Origin of the sequence: Microbacterium sp. SORGH_AS_1204 (assembly GCF_030818935.1) — a bacterium.
Lineage (GTDB): Bacteria > Actinomycetota > Actinomycetes > Actinomycetales > Microbacteriaceae > Microbacterium.
The window spans coordinates 2129461-2144901 of record NZ_JAUTBD010000001.1 but is presented as its reverse complement, the minus strand read 5'-3'; the positions used below and the strand labels follow the sequence as shown (position 1 = coordinate 2144901).

The window sequence follows — 15441 nt, the reverse complement described above, 5'->3', positions numbered from 1 at the left end:
GACCTCACGCGACCGCGCTGATCAGCGCCTCCTCGGAACGCTCGGCGGCGAGCTGCTCCAGACGGGCGCCGGTCACGGCATCGCGCGGAGCGAACCACACCACGCGCGATCCGAGGCCGTCGTCGATCCACAGGCTCGACATCTCGAGGTCGAGTTCGCCCACACCGGCGTGCACGAGATGCTTTACCGCGTTGCGCTCGCCGCCCACGTCGCCGAGGCGCCAGAGCTCGGCGAAGCGGGGTGAGCGGGCTTCGAGGTCGGCGATGAAGCGCTGCCACGACGGCTCCTCGTGGTGCCGCCCGTACGCTGCGCGCAGGCGAGCCGCGATGCGGCGCTGCGCGTGGTCGAGGTCGACGTGCGAGCGCTGCCAGGCGGTGTCGGTGAACAGCAGCACGGCGCAGTTGCGGTCGTCGACGGGCACCGCGTCGAGGTCGTCGAAGAGGTAGCGGTACGAGCGGTTGTACGCGCGGATGTCGAACCGCGCGGTCTGCACCGCCGCCGGGTAGGGGAGGAGCTTCTCGAGCAGGTCGAGGTGCGCCGTGCTGACACATGGACGCGGTTCCCGATCGGGGACGGGCAGGTCGGCGAGGGCGAACAGGTGGTCGCGCTCGTCGTCGCTGAGGCGCAGTGCGCGCGCGATCGCCGCGACGACCTGTGCGGATGCCGCGATCGGGCGCCCCTGCTCGAGCCAGGTGTACCAGGTGAGCCCCACACCGGCGAGCTGTGCCACCTCTTCGCGCCGGAGGCCCGCCACCCGGCGGCGCGAACCGTCGGGCAGGCCGACGTCGGCGGGGCGGAGGCGCGCGCGACGGCTGCGGAGGAAGCCCGCGAACTCGGCGCGGGCATCGTCGGAGCGACTCATGGCATCCCTTCTCTCCCGCGATCCTAAGACGCACCACCGACACGGGCGGGGTGGGAGGGGAGTGCTGCCAGTACCAGGATGAGCACACTCCTGGTACCAGGATGTTGCGCCCTGGATGCTGGCACCATGACCACCTCCGCTCACCCCTCCACCGGTGCCGCTCCGGTGCCGCTGCACCCCGATGAGGTCGAGGTGCCCACCTGGCGTTACCTCGGGTTCCTCCTCGGCCCGGGGGTCGGCACGTTCGCCTTCAACGCGGTCACGGTGATCCTGCCGACGCTGCGAGAACGCTTCGGTGCCGGCGACATCGCCCTCGAACTCGTCATCGCCGGCTACGGCATCCCCTTCGCGGTGCTGCTCATTTTGGGAGGGCGCCTCGGCGACCGCTTCGGCCGCCACCGTCTGTACACGCTCGGCATGGGGCTGTTCCTCGTCTCCGCGATCGCGTGCGCGCTCGCCCCGTCGATCGAGACGCTGATCGTCGCCCGGGTGGTGCAGGGCGTCGGCGCAGCGCTGTGCACCCCGCAGGTGCTGGGCACCATTCAGGCGACCTCCCGCGGCGAGGCACGCACCCGCGCGATCGCCGCATTCGGTGCGAGCGGCGGTGTCGGCGCGGCGGTCGGGCAGGTTGCCGGCGGAGCGCTCGCCTCGCTGTCGTTCGGGCCCGTCGACGGGTGGCGGGCCGTGTTCGTCGTGGTGGCGCTGACGGCGGTCGCCGCGATCGTGTTCGCGCCCCTCGCCCCGCGCTCGCGGGCGCACGAGGTGGTCGCGATCGACTTGGTGGGCACGGCGGCGCTCGGGATCGGGATCCTCGCCGCGTCCGTCGCCCTCACCTTCGGGCCGGCGTGGAACTGGTCGTGGCCCGTCGCGGTCGTCCTGGTGACCGCGGCGATCGCCCTCGTCGGCATGTGGCGGCACCAGGATGCCATCGAGCGCTCCGGCCGCGTTCCGCTCCTTCCCCCGAGCGTGCTGCGTCTGCGGCCGCTGCAGCTCGGCCTGCTCGCGGCGGGGCTGTTCTTCGCCGGGTACTCGGCGTTGCTGTACGTCTTCCCCCGGGCGGTCGAGGCGGGCGGCCTCACCTCGCTGCAGGCGGGCTTGGCGTTGCTGCCCTTCGCGGTGGTGTTCGCCGCGATGTCGCTCCTGGTGGGGCGCATCCAGAGCAGATGGGGCGACACGACTCTCGTCATTGGCGTCGCGGTGCAGATCGTCGCCCTCGTCGCCATGGCGGTCACCCTCTCAGTCGCCTGGGGAAGCGAGATCGGTCTGTGGCTCCAGCCCGCGCTGGTGGTGCTCGGTGCCGGTCAGGCGCTCATCTTCTCGCCCCTGACGCAGTTGGTGGTGCGCGAGGTCCCGGTCGAGGCCGCGGGCCTCTCGGGCGGCATGTTCAGCACCGCGCAGCAACTCGCCCTGTCGTTCGGGGTGATCGTCATCGGCGGAGTGGTGACCCTCACCGGCGCCGCGGGCCGCGACGAGCTCATCGCCGGGCTCATGCTCGACATCGCGCTCGCCGCGGCGGTACTGGCGCTGGCGCTCGTGCTGCGGGCGCGGAGTTCGCGGACGGCGCACTGAGCTCGCGCGCCGGCCTCCGTGCCATGCGCGGCTGACACCGGCGGCGCGAACCAGGCGTCGCACTCCCGGCATCCAGAACACAGGATGCCGGGAGCCCGCCGTCGCCCCTGCGTCACGGTGCGGCCACCCGGTGTTCACCGTCCGCGGGTGTCATCGATGCATGCGTCGTCGTCCGGTCACCCTTACGGCCGCCTCTGCTCTCGCGCTGCTCGGCGCGGGCGCGATGGGTCTTCGCGCCGTCATCACCCGGCAGGCGGAGATCGCCCGACGCCGCATCGGCAAACCGCTGGGGGAGCAGGCGCTCGACGCCGACCGCGTGTGGCGACGCAAGAAGCACCCCGGACGCCCCGTCGAGCTCCTGCTCCTGGGCGATTCGATCGCCGCGGGGCTCGGCGCGGGCCGCCGTCGCGACACGCTGGGGGCGCGGTTGGCGAAGGGCATCGCCCGTGAGCGCGGGCGTCCGGTGCGACTGCGCACCGCTGCCGTGGTCGGCTCCGAGACGTCGGCTCTTCCCGCGCAGCTCGGCTCGCTCCCCGACGGCTATCGCGCCGACATCGCCGTCATCGTCGTCGGCGGCAACGACGTGACGCACCGGGTCCCGGCAGCGCGCGCCGCGGGGCAGCTCGGCGACATCGTGCGGATGCTGCGCTCCGACGGCATCCCCGTCGTCGTGGGCACATGCCCCGACCTCGGCACACTCCGGGCCATCCCCCAGCCGCTGCGAGCGCTCGCCGCCCGGTCGTCGCGGCAGCTCGCGGCGGCGCAGGCTTCTGAGGTGCACCGAGCGGGCGGGCGAGTGGTCGCTCTGGCGCGAGCGGTCGGACCGGTGTTCGCCGAGCGTCCCGAGGAGATGTTCAGCGTCGACCGCTTCCACCCGAGCGCGCTGGGCTACCGGCGCACCGCCGAGGCGCTGCTCCCGGCCGTGCGGGCCGCGCTCGCCGAGGAGCCCGTCGCCAACGGCGTCCGCGGGACGCCGGTTGCCCTTGGGCGCACCAGGGACGGCGCTGGCGGCTGACGGGTGCCTCGGCTGACGCATAGCTCTGCGGCCTAACGTGCCACCCACGCCTCCCGTCGATGTCTTCTTCAGCACCTGGCGCGCCGATCCGGGCACGATCGGCGCGCTGCTCGTGGCATCCATCGCCTACCTGGGGACCGTCGCGCGGATGCGCCGTCGTGGGAAGTCGTGGCCCGTCCGCCGAACGGTCGGCTTCTTCGCGCTCGGGCTCCTGCCGTACGCCGTCATCGAGCTCGGCTTCCTCGGGTCTTACTCATCGGAGCTGCGGTGGGCGTTCTCCACGCGCATCGCGCTGCTCATCTTCGTGATCCCCGCGGGCGTCGCGGCGGGCCGCCCGCTCGACCTCCTCCCCGCGGGGGTGAGGGAACGGCTGCTCGCATCGCGGCTCACGCGCATCCTCGGCAACGCGATGGTCGCGACCATCGTCATCGCGGCGGTGTTCTGTCTGTTCCTCACGCCCCTGGCCGGCATCCTGCGCGTCAATCCCGCAGTGGAGGCGTCGCTCGGGATCGTCGTGCCGCTGGTGGGGCTCGCGATGGTGCTGCCGATGACGGCTCTCGGCGCCGTCCACACCGGGACCTTCATCGCGATCGAGTTCCTGCTGGCCTTCGTGGAACTGCTCATCGACTCGGTCCCGGGCCTGCTGATGCGCCTGAACGACTCCGTGCTCGATCTCGTCCCGGATGCCACGCGGGCGCTGTCGTGGTGGCCCTCGCCCCTGCACGACCAGCACCTCGCGGGCGACATGATCTGGTTCATCGCCGAATTCGCCGACGTGCCCATCCTCGTCATCCTGATGATCCGGTGGATGCGCAGCGACCGCGTCGAGGCGAAGGCGTTCGACGACCTCTCCGACGAGCAGTACGAGGAGATGACGCGCGCGCACCTGCACGGCGAACGGTGATCGCGGCGCCGCCAGGGCGTTGACCCGGCCCCGCCCCGTCGACAAGCTGGCGACGTGCCCACTCCTGACGACGTCGACGCTTTTCTGACCGACACCCTCGTGGGGTCCGACCCGATTCTGGATGCCACCCTGCAGGCGCAGAGCGACGCCGACCTCCCCCCGATCGAGGTCGCCCCGCTGAACGCGAAGTTCCTGCACCTGCTGACCCGCATCGCGGGAGCCCGGCGCGTGCTCGAGATCGGTACGCTCGGCGGGTACTCCACGATCTGGTTCGCCCGCGCGGTGGGTGACGCGGGCCGGGTCGTCACGATCGAGGCCGAGGCGCAGAACGCCGAGATCGCGCGGGGCAACTTTGAGCGCGCGGGAGTCGCCGACCGTGTCGAGGTCGTCGTCGGTCGGGGAGCCGACGTGCTGCCGTCCCTCGAGGGTGGCGAGCCGTTCGACCTCGTCTTCATCGACGCCGACAAGGAATCGAACACCGTCTACCTCGACTGGGCCGCGCGCCTCGGGCGCCCCGGAACCGTCATCGTGCTCGACAACGTCGTGCGCGGGGGAGAGGTCGCCGACGCCGGCACCGGCGATTCGAAGGTGCGGGGCGCCCGCCGGGGCATCGAGATGCTCGGCGCCGATCCCCGGTTCGACGCCACTGCGCTGCAGACCCTCGACCGCAAGGGATGGGACGGCGTCGCCGTGGCCATCGTGGTGGATGCCGTGGCATCCGACTCCCGATGACACGGCGACCCACGGGTGTCGGAGGGGGTCACTAGACTCGTCCCCGGACCGACGACGCTCCACCCTCTTTCACCCAGAACCAACGAGGAGTCCTTCGTGGCACTTATCGAGGCTGTCAACGCGCGCGAGATCCTGGATTCGCGCGGTAACCCGACCGTCGAGGTGGAGGTGCTCCTCGACGACGGAATCGTCCAGCGGGCGGCCGTCCCCTCCGGCGCGTCCACCGGCGCGTTCGAGGCCTACGAGCTGCGCGACGGCGACAAGAGCCGTTACAGCGGCAAGGGCGTGCTGAAGGCCGTCGCCGCGGTCGTCGACGAGCTCGGCCCCCGCCATCGAGGGCGTCGAGGCCAGCGAGCAGCGCATCATCGACGAGATCCTCATCGAGACCGACGGCACCGAGAACAAGTCGCGCACGGGCGCCAACGCCATCCTCGGCGTCTCGCTCGCCGTGGCCAAGGCCGCCGCCGACAGCGCCGACCTGCCGCTGTTCCGTTACCTCGGCGGCCCCAACGCACACCTGCTGCCCGTTCCCCTCTTCAACGTCATCAACGGTGGCGAGCACGCCGACAACGGCATCGACTTCCAGGAGTTCTTCCTGGCACCCATCGGCGCCGAGACCTACGGCGAGTCGCTGCGCTGGGGCACCGAGGTCTACCACGTCCTCAAGGGCGAGCTGAAGTCCGCGGGCTACAACACCGGCCTCGGCGACGAGGGCGGCTTCGCCCCCGACCTGCCCAGCAACCGCGAGGGCCTCGACTTCCTCATCCGCGCGATCGAGAAGGCCGGCTTCACCCCCGGCAAGGAGATCGCGGTCGGCCTCGACGTCGCCGCCACCGAGTTCTACAAGGACGGCGTGTACACCGTCGAGGGCAAGCAGTGGAGCGTCGACACGCTCGTCGACTACTTCGCCGACCTCGTCGCGAACTTCCCGATCGTCACGATCGAGGACGCGCTCGCCGAAGACGACTGGGACGGCTGGAAGAAGCTGACCGATGCCATCGGCTCCAAGGTGCAGCTCGTCGGCGACGACCTGTTCGTCACCAACCCGAAGCGCCTGCAGCAGGGCATCGACCTCGGCGTCGCCAACTCGCTGCTCGTCAAGGTCAACCAGATCGGCACGCTGAGCGAGACCCTGGACGCCATCGCGCTCGCGACCCGCTCGGGCTACACCTCGATGCTGTCGCACCGTTCGGGTGAGACCGAAGACACCACGATCGCCGACCTCGCCGTCGCCGTGAACGCCGGCCAGATCAAGACCGGTGCCCCCGCGCGCAGCGAGCGCGTCGCGAAGTACAACCAGCTGCTCCGCATCGAAGAAGAGCTCGGCGACGCCGCGGTCTTCGCGGGCCGCTCGGCGTTCCCCCGCTTCAAGGGCTGATCGTCCGACCACGGGAGGGGGAGCCGGAAGGCTCCCCCTCCTTCGTCGTCTCGCGGGGCGGCTGAGCGGATGCCACGGATCCGGCGCGTCCCCGTGGACGTCCGTCGACGCGACGTAGACTCGCGTGCGCCCGGTACACCCGTGCACGAATCGAAGGGAGCAGGCGTGGAACGACCGACTCTGCCTCCCCGTCGGCCCGTGGCATCCGCAACCCCCGACGCCCAGCAGAAGGGGAAACGCTCCTCCTCCGCGCGGCCCGCTCGCGCGCCGCGGCGGGCAGCGCCCGAACGCCGCGTCGACGTGCGCGACTGGCTGGCCCGCGTCCGCGTCTCGGGCTTCGTGGTCATCATGCTGGGTCTCGTCGTGTTGGGCACCTTCGTGCTCGTGCCCACGGTCGGGACGTACATGGATCAGCGGCAGCAGATCCAGGCTCTGCAGAGCGCGGTCAAGATCAGCCAGTCCGAGGTGGAAGACCTGCAGATGCAGCGCGACCGGTGGTCCGATCCTGCGTACATCCGCACGCAGGCGCGTGAGCGGCTCGGATACACCTTCCCCGGCGAGATCGTCTACCTCATCGACAACGACCTGCCCGCCTCGTCCACACCGCAGGAACAGGACGACGTCAGCGACGAGGTCGGCCAGACGCGTACCGATTGGATGGCACAGCTCGTCCGCTCGGTGGCGGCGTCCGGCGCCGCGCAGGTCGCGACGCCCACGATCGGCGTGCCCGATCCGACCCCGGCGTCGCAGACCCCGGCGGGCTGAGCGCGGAGCGTTCTCGCGCACGGGAGCACGCCTGGGGACCGTAGTGTCCGCCTCTGCGTCGGCCTTCGCCACCCCCTCGGCGAACGACGAGGGCGGCCGGGTACCCTGAAAGCGATGACTACCGCAACGCTTCCCCCCGCATCCGACGCCGATCTCGCCGTTCTGCAGGCGCAGCTCGGTCGCGTTCCGCGCGGAGTCGTCGGCATCGCCGCGCGGTGCGTGTGCGGGAACCCGACGGTGGTGGCGACCTCGCCGCGCCTCGACGACGGCAGCCCGTTCCCCACCTTCTACTACCTCACCCACCCCGCCGCGACCGCGGCGATGTCGGTGCTCGAGGCGGGCCACGTCATGAAGGAGTTCTCGGACGAGCTCGCCGAGAGCGAGGAGCTGCAGCAGCAGTACCTCGCCGCCCACGAGGCGTACCTGCGCGATCGCGCCGCGTACGGCGAGCCCGACGAGATCGCCGGCATCTCCGCCGGGGGCATGCCCACCCGCGTGAAGTGCCTGCACGCCCTGGCGGGTCATGCACTCGCGGCAGGACCCGGCGTCAACCCGATCGGCGACCGTGCTCTCGAGCGCGGAACGTGGTCGCCTCAGCGCTGTCAGTGCGAGAGCCCTGGGATCGACGCATGAAGCGCGTCGTCGCCGCCGTGGCATCCGTCGTCCTCGTGGCGGTGCTGACGGGCGCGACGGCGACCCCCGCGGCGACCGCTGCGCCCCAGGCCCCGGCAGGTCCGGTCGCCGAGGATCCGACGGACTCGGTCCGCGCGGCGGAGTACTGGCTGGACCAATACGGTGTGCGCGAGGCGTGGAAGACCACGCGCGGTGCCGGGCAGAAGATCGCCATCATCGACACGGGCATCGGGCGCGGCCCCACCGAGTTCAGCGGCGCCGTGGTCGGCGGCACCGACGTGTCCGGAGTGGGCTCCTCCGACGGGCGCACGCCGGTCGGCGCGGTGGATGCCAATCATGGCAGCTGGGTCGCCTCGCTCGCCGCCGCCCGCGGCACCGGCAACGGCCGCGGCATGATCGGCGTCGCACCCGAGGCGGAGCTGCTGTCGATCTCCGTCGGCTTCGGAGCAACGACGTCGAAGCCGTTCACCGAGCAGATCGCCGAAGCGATGAGATGGGCCGTCGACAACGGCGCGACCGTCATCAATCTCTCGCTCACGACGAACACCCTCGACTGGGACCGGAGCTGGGACGAGGCGTTCGAGTACGCCTTCGACAAGAACGTCGTCGTGGTGGTGGCTGCCGGCAACCGCGGCAGCGGCACCGATCGGGTCGGCGCCCCCGCCACGATCCCCGGCGTCTTGGCCGTGGGCGGTGTCGATCCGAGCGGCACGGCGAGCAACAGCGCCTCGACGCAGGGCATCACCATCGGCCTCTCCGCACCCAGCGAGCGGTTGATCGGCGTCTCGGCCGACGGGGCCCTCGTGCAGTGGAACGGCACCAGCGGTGCTGCCCCCATCGTCGCCGGGATCGCCGCCCTGGTGCGTGCAGCTCACCCCGAACTCGACGCGAACAACGTGCTGAACCGCCTCATCCAGACGGCGAAGCCCGCCGCCGGAGCGTCGACCAAGCCCGACAAGCTGTACGGCTACGGGCTGGTGGATGCCGCCGGCGCGGTGTCGACGAGCGCGGTCGCCGCCGTCACCGAGAACCCCCTCGGCAGTCTCACGGAGTGGATCCGCCTGTATCGCCGAGCGGATGCCGAGCCCGCGCCCGAGCCGAGCGCGAGCCCGGTGACCATCCCGCCCCTCCCGCCCGTGGAGTCGGCGCCCCACGCGAGTTCGCCTCTGCTGCCGTCGCGCGATAGCGTGCTCTACGGGTCGTTGCCGCTCGGCGCTGCCACGCTGGCCGCTATAATGGTTGCGCTCGGCGTCAGTGCTGCTGCCCGGCGATCCCGACAGGCGCGCACCTCCCGCGAGCCGAGCCGCATCACTAACGAGGAGTCCCTCCCATCGTGACCACTACCGTGCCCAGAATCCTCATCGTCGGTGGGGGCTACGCAGGTTTCTACACCGCGTGGAAGCTCGAGAAGCTCCTCGGCCGTAGCGAAGCTGACGTCACGCTCGTCGACCCGCTGCCGTACATGACGTACCAGCCGTTCCTCCCCGAGGTCGCCGCCGGCGAGATCGAGCCCCGCCACGTCGTGGTGGGCCTTCGTCGCCACCTCAAGCGCACCACGGTCATCGCGGGCAAGGTCACGGGTATCTCGCACGCGACCAAGACGGCGACGATCACGCCCATCGCCGGCGACGAGACCTTCGAGCAGGCCTACGACCAGATCGTGGTGACCGCCGGCGCCGTCTCGCGCACGTTCCCCATCCCGGGAATCGCCGACAACGCCATCGGCCTCAAGACCATCGAAGAGGCCGTCGCGATCCGCGATCGTCTCACCTCGAACTTCGACAAGGCATCGGTGCTCCCGGCCGGTCCCGAGCGTGACCGCCTGCTGACCGTCGTGGTCGTCGGCGGCGGCTTCGCCGGTATCGAGGTCTTCGCCGAGCTCCGCGCCTACGCGTCGTCGCTGCTGAAGCAGTACCCGACGCTGTCGTTCGACGACACCCACTTCCACCTCATCGAGGCGATGGGCCGCATCATGCCCGAGGTGTCGCAGAAGACGAGCGAGTGGGTGCTCGCCGACCTGGCGAAGAAGGGTGCGTTCGTGCACCTCGACACGCAGGTCAAGGGCGCCGTCGACGGCATCGTCGAGCTCTCCACGGGCGAGCAGCTGCCGACCGACCTCATCATCTGGACCGCCGGCGTCATGGCGAACCCCACCGTCGTCCGCGGCAGCGACCTGCCCGTCGAGGAGCGCGGTCGTATCCGCACCCGCCCCGACCTGCGCGTCGGCACCGACGAAGACATCGTCGAGGGCGCCTGGGCCGCCGGTGACGTCTCGGCCGTTCCCGACCTGTCGGGTGGCGGCGTGGGCGGTTTCTGCGTTCCGAACGCTCAGCACGCGGTGCGTCAGGGCAAGCTCATGGCCAAGAACATCGTGGCGGTTCTGCGCGGCGAGGAGCCCAAGCAGTACTTCCACAAGAACCTCGGTGCCGTCGCCGGCCTGGGCCTCTACAACGGCGCGTTCCAGTCCGGCAACATCGCCTTGACCGGTTTGATCGCCTGGTTCGCGCACCGCGGTTACCACGGTCTGGCCATGCCCACGTGGGAGCGCAAGTTCCGGGTCATCGGCGACTGGGTGCAGAACTTCGTGCACGGCCGCGAGGTCGTCTCGCTCGAAGCGGTGCAGCAGCCCCGCGCCGCGTTCGAGGAGTTCGCCGCCCGCCCGCGTCCGGCGGCCCCCGCCGCCGACGCGCCGGCCCCGGCTTCCGCCGACAAGAAGGCCGAACCGGTCGCCGCGAAGTAATCGCGTCATCCGAAGACCCCCGCGCCCGGGTGGGTGCGGGGGTCTTCGCGTCCGCGCGTGCTGTCCCGTCAGCCTCTTCCGGCATCAACGTGCCCTCCAGGGTGGCGGGGAGCTGCCGGGACATCGTCGGCGCGGGAGGACCGGCAGACCTCTCGACGTCACGCTCCGGGCGGGCGATGATCCCGAGCCCACCGCGATACGGTGGAGCGACGGGCCCCCGTAGCCCAATGGCAGAGGCAGGCGACTTAAAATCGCTTCAGTGTGGGTTCGAGTCCCACCGGGGGTACAGCACGCACACCACCGTGCCGCGCTCTGTCGCCGGCTCGATCCGGATCCCCTGGGAGTCCATACCACCGCCCGGTCGCAGCTCGACCCGGTCGTTAGACTGAGGGGAATCTCGCGAACGGAAGTGTGGGGACTTATGTGGGAGTGGCTCGTACCGGTCCTTGTGATCGTCGGCATCCTGGTGATCGCCGGGATCTATCTCTGGGCCACCTACAACGCCCTGGTCGCCCTCAACGTTCGCGTCGACGAAGCCTGGAGCGACATCACGGTGCAGCTCAAGCGCCGTGCTGACCTCCTTCCCAATCTCATCGAGACGGTGAAGGGATACGCGGCGCACGAGAAGGCCGTGTTCGAGAACGTCACCCGAGCCCGCGCCGAGACACTGTCGGCCCAGAGCCCCGCCGAGGCCGGTGTCGCCGAGGGACACATGCAGCAGGCGCTCAAGTCGCTGTTCGTCGTCGCCGAGGCGTACCCGCAGCTTCAGGCGAGCCAGAACTTCCTCCAGCTCCAGCACTCCATCGTCGACACCGAAGACAAGATCCAGGCGTCGCGGCGGTTCTACAACGGCGGTGTACGAGAGCTGAACACCAAGATCAAGGTGTTCCCCAACAATCTGTTCGCCCGCCAGCTCGGCTTCCATGAGCGGGAGTTCTTCGAAGTCGTCGACGGTGCCGCGATCGCGGAACCACCTCGCGTGCAGTTCTGATCGAACGCCCCCTCCGCTGCGGCGGAGGGGGCGCGTCAGTTCGCCCGACCGTCGGGGTGGTCGTGTCTCTCGGCCGCGAGAGCGCCGGCGATGGCGTCCGACGCGTCGCCCCAGCGTGCGACCGTGACGCGGTCGAGGCCCTGCCACCGCGCAGCCGAGAGCAGCTCCGCGGCGACACGGTCGGCGGCATCCGGCGGTGCCCCCCGCTCCCACCATGCCGACTGCACGCGCAGGGCGCTCGACGCGCGGTCGGCCTTGAGGTCGAGCCGGCCCACGACGTCGTCGCCGATCAGAACCGGCAGCGAGTAGTAGCCGAACCGGCGTCGGGGCGCGGGCGTGTAGATCTCGATGCGGTAGTCGAAATCGAAGAGGCGCTCGGCGCGGTCGCGGTACCAGACCACGGGGTCGAACGGGGTGAGCAGAGCCGCGGCGTCTACCCGGCGCGGGCGCGCCGCCTCGCGATGCAGCCATGCCTTCGCCGGGCGGCCGGCGATCTGCCACCCGTCGACCTCGACCGGGATCAGTTCTCCCGCGTCGACCAGCTGGCGGATGCCGGCGAGCACCGCCGGACGGTCGCGGATGCGCCAGTAGTCGGCGAGATCGGATGCCGTGGCGACGCCGTAGGCGAGAGCCGCCCGCCGCGTGAGCTCGGTGATCGCCTCGGCGCGGGGAACCGTCGTTTCGAGCGCGGGGGCCGGCAGCACGTCGGACGCGAGGGCGTATCGGCGCTCGAAGCCCCGCCGCCCGGCGATCGCCACCTCGCCGAACAGCCAGAGGCGCTCGAGACCGTTCTTGACATCGTCCCAGCCCCACCACGAGCCGCGTGACCCGCTGCGAGCGTCGTGGTCGATCTCGGCCGGGCGCAGCGGCCCGCGGGCGGCCAACTCATCGCGGAGCCACTGCAGCAGGGGCGCGTTGGCTTCTGCCCACGCGTCGCTGCCGTACTTGCGGCGCAGGTCGTCGCGGCGGAATTGCAGGAGCGGCCAGTCGTCGACCGAGACGAGCGACGCCACGTGCGCCCACGACTCGACCCACGTCGGTCGACGCGAGAAGGCGAGACGGTCGAGCAGAGCGGTGTCGTACGCTCCCAGACGGGCGAACAGCGGCATGTAGTGGGAGCGCGCGAAGACGTTGACCGAATCGATCTGCAGGACGCGCATGCGGCGCAGCGCGGCGGAGATCTGCCGCGTTCCGACCGCCTCGGGGCGCGGCCGCGCGAATCCCTGAGCGGCGAGGGCGATGCGGCGCGCCTCGGCACGGCGCAAGGTCGAGGTCATGTCCTTCACGCTAGCCGCGACCCCCGACATCGGCCCGCGAACGACGATGCCGAAGGGCGGCGGTAGGCTGGCGGGATGAGTGGCGCCGATCCCGAACCCCGCGGATCGTTGCTCGACGCCCTGAGGCGGCGTACCGTCTCGAGCGACCTGCAGCCGCCGATCCCACCGGCGCTGCGCCAGGCCACGGCCTACGCCTGGCGCCTGCTGGTCATCGCGGCGGCTCTCGCCGTCGTCGTCTTCCTGGTCATCCAGTTGAAGTTGCTCGTCATCCCGCTGCTGGTGGCGATCCTCGTGACAGCGCTGGTATGGCCGGGCTTCTCGTTGCTCATCCGTCATCGCTGGCCGCGGTGGCTGGCCATCGTTGTGACGGTGCTCGGCACCATCGCGATCATCACGGGCCTCATCTGGCTCGCCGTCTGGCAGATCACCCGTGAGTTCGGGTCCGTACGCGTGCGCACCACTCAGGCCGTCGAGCAGTTCCGGCAATACCTCATCGACGGCCCGCTGCACCTCAGCTCGCGACAGATCGACGACGGTCTGCAGCAGGCGGGCACGTTCCTGCAGCAGCAGGCGGAGGTGCTGTGGACCGGCGCCCTGGCGATCGGCACGACGCTCGGCCACGTCGGTGCGGGACTGCTGTTGACCCTCTTCATCCTCCTGTGCCTGCTGGCCGACGGCGGGGGCATCTGGCGGTGGACGACGCGGCTGTTCCCGCGCGCCGCTCGCCCCGCGGTCGACGGCGCCGGCCGCGCCGGCTGGCGAACGGTCAAGAGCTACGCGCGCACACAGCTGCTCGTCGCCACGATCGACGCGATCGGCATCGGCCTCGGTGCCTTCCTCCTCGGCGTCCCGCTGTCGATCCCCATCGGGGTCCTCGTCTTCCTCGGCGCTTTCATCCCGTTCGTGGGCGCGGTCGCCACCGGTGCCCTCGCCGTGTTCATCGCGCTGGTCTACAACGGCCCGCTGATCGCCCTGTTCATGCTCATCGTCGTGCTCGCGGTGCAGCAGATCGAAAGCCACATCCTGCAGCCCATCCTCATGGGATCGGCGGTCAAGGTGCACCCGCTCGCGGTCGTCCTCGTCGTCGCCGGCGGCGCGATGGTGGGGGGCATCGCCGGCGCCCTCTTCGCGGTTCCCCTCGCGGCGTTCGTCAACGTCGTGTCCGTCTACCTCAGCCAGAAGGCGTGGCAGCACGAGGGCGAAGCCCTGGCATCCCGAGATCTCATCTGGCAGACCGTTCCGCGCAACCGCGCAAGGAGATCATGAACGACACTCCCACCCTGGCCGAGTTCGAGGATGCCGCGCAGGCTCTGCGCGGCATCATCACGCGCACCCCGCTCGACGAGTCGCTCCACCTCAGCGAGCTGCTCGGCGCGCCGGTCAACCTGAAGCTCGAGAACCTGCAGCGCACGGGATCGTTCAAGATCCGCGGCGCCACGTATCGTCTGTCGCGCCTCACCGCCGACGAGCGAGCGCGCGGTGTGGTCGCCGCCTCGGCCGGCAACCACGCACAGGGAGTCGCTCTCGCCGCGCAGCAGCTGGGCATCGCCGCCACCATCTTCATGCCGCTCGGCGTTCCGGTGCCGAAGCTGCTGGCCACTCGCGGCTATGGAGCCGAAGTGATCCTCGAGGGCGCGACCGTCGAGACCCCGCTGCGCCTGGCCGCCGAGTTCGCCGAGCGCACCGGTGCCGTGCTGATCCACCCCTTCGACCACCGCGACATCGTCGTGGGGCAGGGCACCCTCGGTCTCGAACTCGTCGAAGACATGCCCGACCTCGAGACCGTCATCGTCGGCATCGGCGGGGGAGGGCTCGCGGCCGGCGTCGCCGCGGCCGTCAAAGCGCGTGCCGCCGCCGAGGGACGCGAGGTGCGCATCATCGGCGTGCAGGCCCACAACTCCGCGGCGTACCCGTCGTCGCTCGCCGCGGGCTACCCCATGCAGGTCGAGACGACACCGACGATCGCCGACGGCATCGCGGTCGCCCGACCCGGCGACCTGCCGTTCGAGCTCATCCGTCAATACGTCGACGAGGTGGTCACCGTCACCGAAGACGACATCGCCCGCGCGCTCCTCGTGCTCCTCGAGCGCGCCAAGCAGGTCGTCGAGCCCGCCGGTGCCGTCGGCGTCGCCGCCATCCTGGCCGGGAAGATCGCGGTCAGCGGCCCTACGGTGACGATCCTCTCGGGGGGCAACATCGATCCGCTGCTGCTGCAGCGGGTGGTGGCGCACGGTCTCTCGGCATCCGGTCGCTACATGTCGCTGCGCATTCCGCTACCCGATCGTCCGGGCCAGCTCGCCCGCGTGTCGGAGCTCCTGGCCGGCGTCGGCGCGAACGTGATCGAGGTGCTGCACACCCGTCATGGGCAGGGCCTGCAGATCAGCGAGGTGATCCTGCAGCTGAGCGTCGAGACGCGGGGCGCCGAACACCGCGCGCTCGTCATCGAGACGCTCGAAGAAGCCGGGTTCGTCGCGACCGTCGTTCCCGACTGACAGCGTCGTCCGTCGACCGGTGCGCGAGTCGTGTACCGGGGTGGTGTCGTGCGCCGACGGGCCGGTCCTGCTCGGATCACTAC

General features: G+C 70.7%; 13 protein-coding genes, 1 tRNA gene and 1 pseudogene. 13 read left to right on the top strand and 2 right to left on the bottom strand.

Features of this window, described 5'->3' with window-relative positions:
• Positions 1 to 4: 4 nt before the first annotated feature.
• Positions 5 to 862, bottom strand: a complete 858-nt coding sequence (locus QE410_RS09835) for a helix-turn-helix transcriptional regulator (protein ID WP_307331148.1) — start codon at positions 860 to 862, stop codon at positions 5 to 7.
• A gap of 126 nt (positions 863 to 988) precedes the next feature.
• On the opposite strand from QE410_RS09835, the gene QE410_RS09830 reads away from it, so the two are divergent.
• The 11 genes and pseudogenes from QE410_RS09830 (at position 989) to QE410_RS09780 (ending at position 11589) form a co-directional block, all read left to right on the top strand.
• Complete coding sequence (locus QE410_RS09830; protein WP_307331145.1) at positions 989 to 2431, top strand: MFS transporter; 1443 nt, start codon at positions 989 to 991, stop codon at positions 2429 to 2431.
• A gap of 160 nt (positions 2432 to 2591) precedes the next feature.
• Positions 2592 to 3446: an SGNH/GDSL hydrolase family protein gene (locus tag QE410_RS09825; RefSeq protein WP_307331142.1), complete on the top strand. Its 855-nt coding sequence runs from the start codon at positions 2592 to 2594 to the stop codon at positions 3444 to 3446.
• Positions 3447 to 3483: 37 nt separating this feature from the next.
• Positions 3484 to 4350, top strand: a complete 867-nt coding sequence (locus tag QE410_RS09820) for a cytochrome c oxidase assembly protein (RefSeq protein ID WP_307331140.1) — start codon at positions 3484 to 3486, stop codon at positions 4348 to 4350.
• Between the two features lie 54 nt (positions 4351 to 4404).
• Positions 4405 to 5082, top strand: a complete 678-nt coding sequence (locus tag QE410_RS09815; RefSeq protein WP_307331137.1) for an O-methyltransferase — start codon at positions 4405 to 4407, stop codon at positions 5080 to 5082.
• A 96-nt stretch (positions 5083 to 5178) separates the two neighbouring features.
• Positions 5179 to 6460: pseudogene (gene eno, locus QE410_RS09810) on the top strand (phosphopyruvate hydratase).
• A 165-nt stretch (positions 6461 to 6625) separates the two neighbouring features.
• Entirely contained in the window at positions 6626 to 7225 is a 600-nt protein-coding gene (locus tag QE410_RS09805; RefSeq protein WP_307331134.1) for a septum formation initiator family protein, read from the top strand.
• Between the two features lie 114 nt (positions 7226 to 7339).
• Positions 7340 to 7858 carry a DUF501 domain-containing protein gene (locus QE410_RS09800; protein WP_307331131.1) on the top strand — a complete coding sequence of 173 codons (519 nt, stop codon included), beginning with the start codon at positions 7340 to 7342 and terminating at the stop codon, positions 7856 to 7858.
• Positions 7855 to 9195 (top strand): S8 family serine peptidase, encoded by a 1341-nt coding sequence (locus QE410_RS09795; RefSeq protein WP_307331128.1) that lies wholly within the window; start codon positions 7855 to 7857, stop codon positions 9193 to 9195. The genes QE410_RS09800 and QE410_RS09795 overlap by 4 nt, the downstream gene beginning before the upstream one ends.
• 8 nt (positions 9196 to 9203) lie before the next feature.
• Positions 9204 to 10598, top strand: coding sequence for an NAD(P)/FAD-dependent oxidoreductase (locus tag QE410_RS09790; protein ID WP_307334454.1), 1395 nt, complete (start codon positions 9204 to 9206; stop codon positions 10596 to 10598).
• A 213-nt stretch (positions 10599 to 10811) separates the two neighbouring features.
• A tRNA-Leu gene (locus QE410_RS09785) sits at positions 10812 to 10884 on the top strand.
• Positions 10885 to 11019: 135 nt separating this feature from the next.
• Positions 11020 to 11589 carry a LemA family protein gene (locus tag QE410_RS09780; protein WP_307331125.1) on the top strand — a complete coding sequence of 190 codons (570 nt, stop codon included), beginning with the start codon at positions 11020 to 11022 and terminating at the stop codon, positions 11587 to 11589.
• Positions 11590 to 11624: 35 nt separating this feature from the next.
• On the opposite strand, the gene QE410_RS09775 is transcribed toward QE410_RS09780, so the two are convergent.
• The gene (locus tag QE410_RS09775) at positions 11625 to 12866 is read right to left on the bottom strand and encodes a winged helix-turn-helix domain-containing protein (protein WP_307331122.1); all 1242 of its coding nucleotides are present in this window, start codon (positions 12864 to 12866) and stop codon (positions 11625 to 11627) included.
• Between the two features lie 75 nt (positions 12867 to 12941).
• Here QE410_RS09775 and QE410_RS09770 point away from each other — a divergent pair, with 75 nt between their 5' ends.
• Both QE410_RS09770 and ilvA read left to right on the top strand, forming a co-directional pair.
• The gene (locus QE410_RS09770) at positions 12942 to 14132 is read left to right on the top strand and encodes an AI-2E family transporter (RefSeq protein ID WP_307331120.1); all 1191 of its coding nucleotides are present in this window, start codon (positions 12942 to 12944) and stop codon (positions 14130 to 14132) included.
• Complete coding sequence (gene ilvA, locus QE410_RS09765) at positions 14129 to 15358, top strand: threonine ammonia-lyase (protein WP_307331117.1); 1230 nt, start codon at positions 14129 to 14131, stop codon at positions 15356 to 15358. Before QE410_RS09770 ends, ilvA begins: the two co-directional genes overlap by 4 nt.
• The last annotated feature ends 83 nt before the right edge of the window (positions 15359 to 15441 follow it).

Bases quoted from the DNA above. Each gene is read 5' to 3' on its own strand.
- QE410_RS09795 (WP_307331128.1), top strand. From the start codon at position 7,855: ATGAAGCGCGTCGTCGCCGCCGTGGCATCCGTCGTCCTCGTGGCGGTG.
- QE410_RS09800 (WP_307331131.1), top strand. From the start codon at position 7,340: ATGACTACCGCAACGCTTCCCCCCGCATCCGACGCCGATCTCGCCGTT.
- ilvA (WP_307331117.1), top strand. From the start codon at position 14,129: ATGAACGACACTCCCACCCTGGCCGAGTTCGAGGATGCCGCGCAGGCT.
- QE410_RS09770 (WP_307331120.1), top strand. From the start codon at position 12,942: ATGAGTGGCGCCGATCCCGAACCCCGCGGATCGTTGCTCGACGCCCTG.
- QE410_RS09835 (WP_307331148.1), bottom strand. From the start codon at position 862: ATGAGTCGCTCCGACGATGCCCGCGCCGAGTTCGCGGGCTTCCTCCGC.
- QE410_RS09825 (WP_307331142.1), top strand. From the start codon at position 2,592: ATGCGTCGTCGTCCGGTCACCCTTACGGCCGCCTCTGCTCTCGCGCTG.
- QE410_RS09830 (WP_307331145.1), top strand. From the start codon at position 989: ATGACCACCTCCGCTCACCCCTCCACCGGTGCCGCTCCGGTGCCGCTG.
- QE410_RS09775 (WP_307331122.1), bottom strand. From the start codon at position 12,866: ATGACCTCGACCTTGCGCCGTGCCGAGGCGCGCCGCATCGCCCTCGCC.
- QE410_RS09780 (WP_307331125.1), top strand. From the start codon at position 11,020: ATGTGGGAGTGGCTCGTACCGGTCCTTGTGATCGTCGGCATCCTGGTG.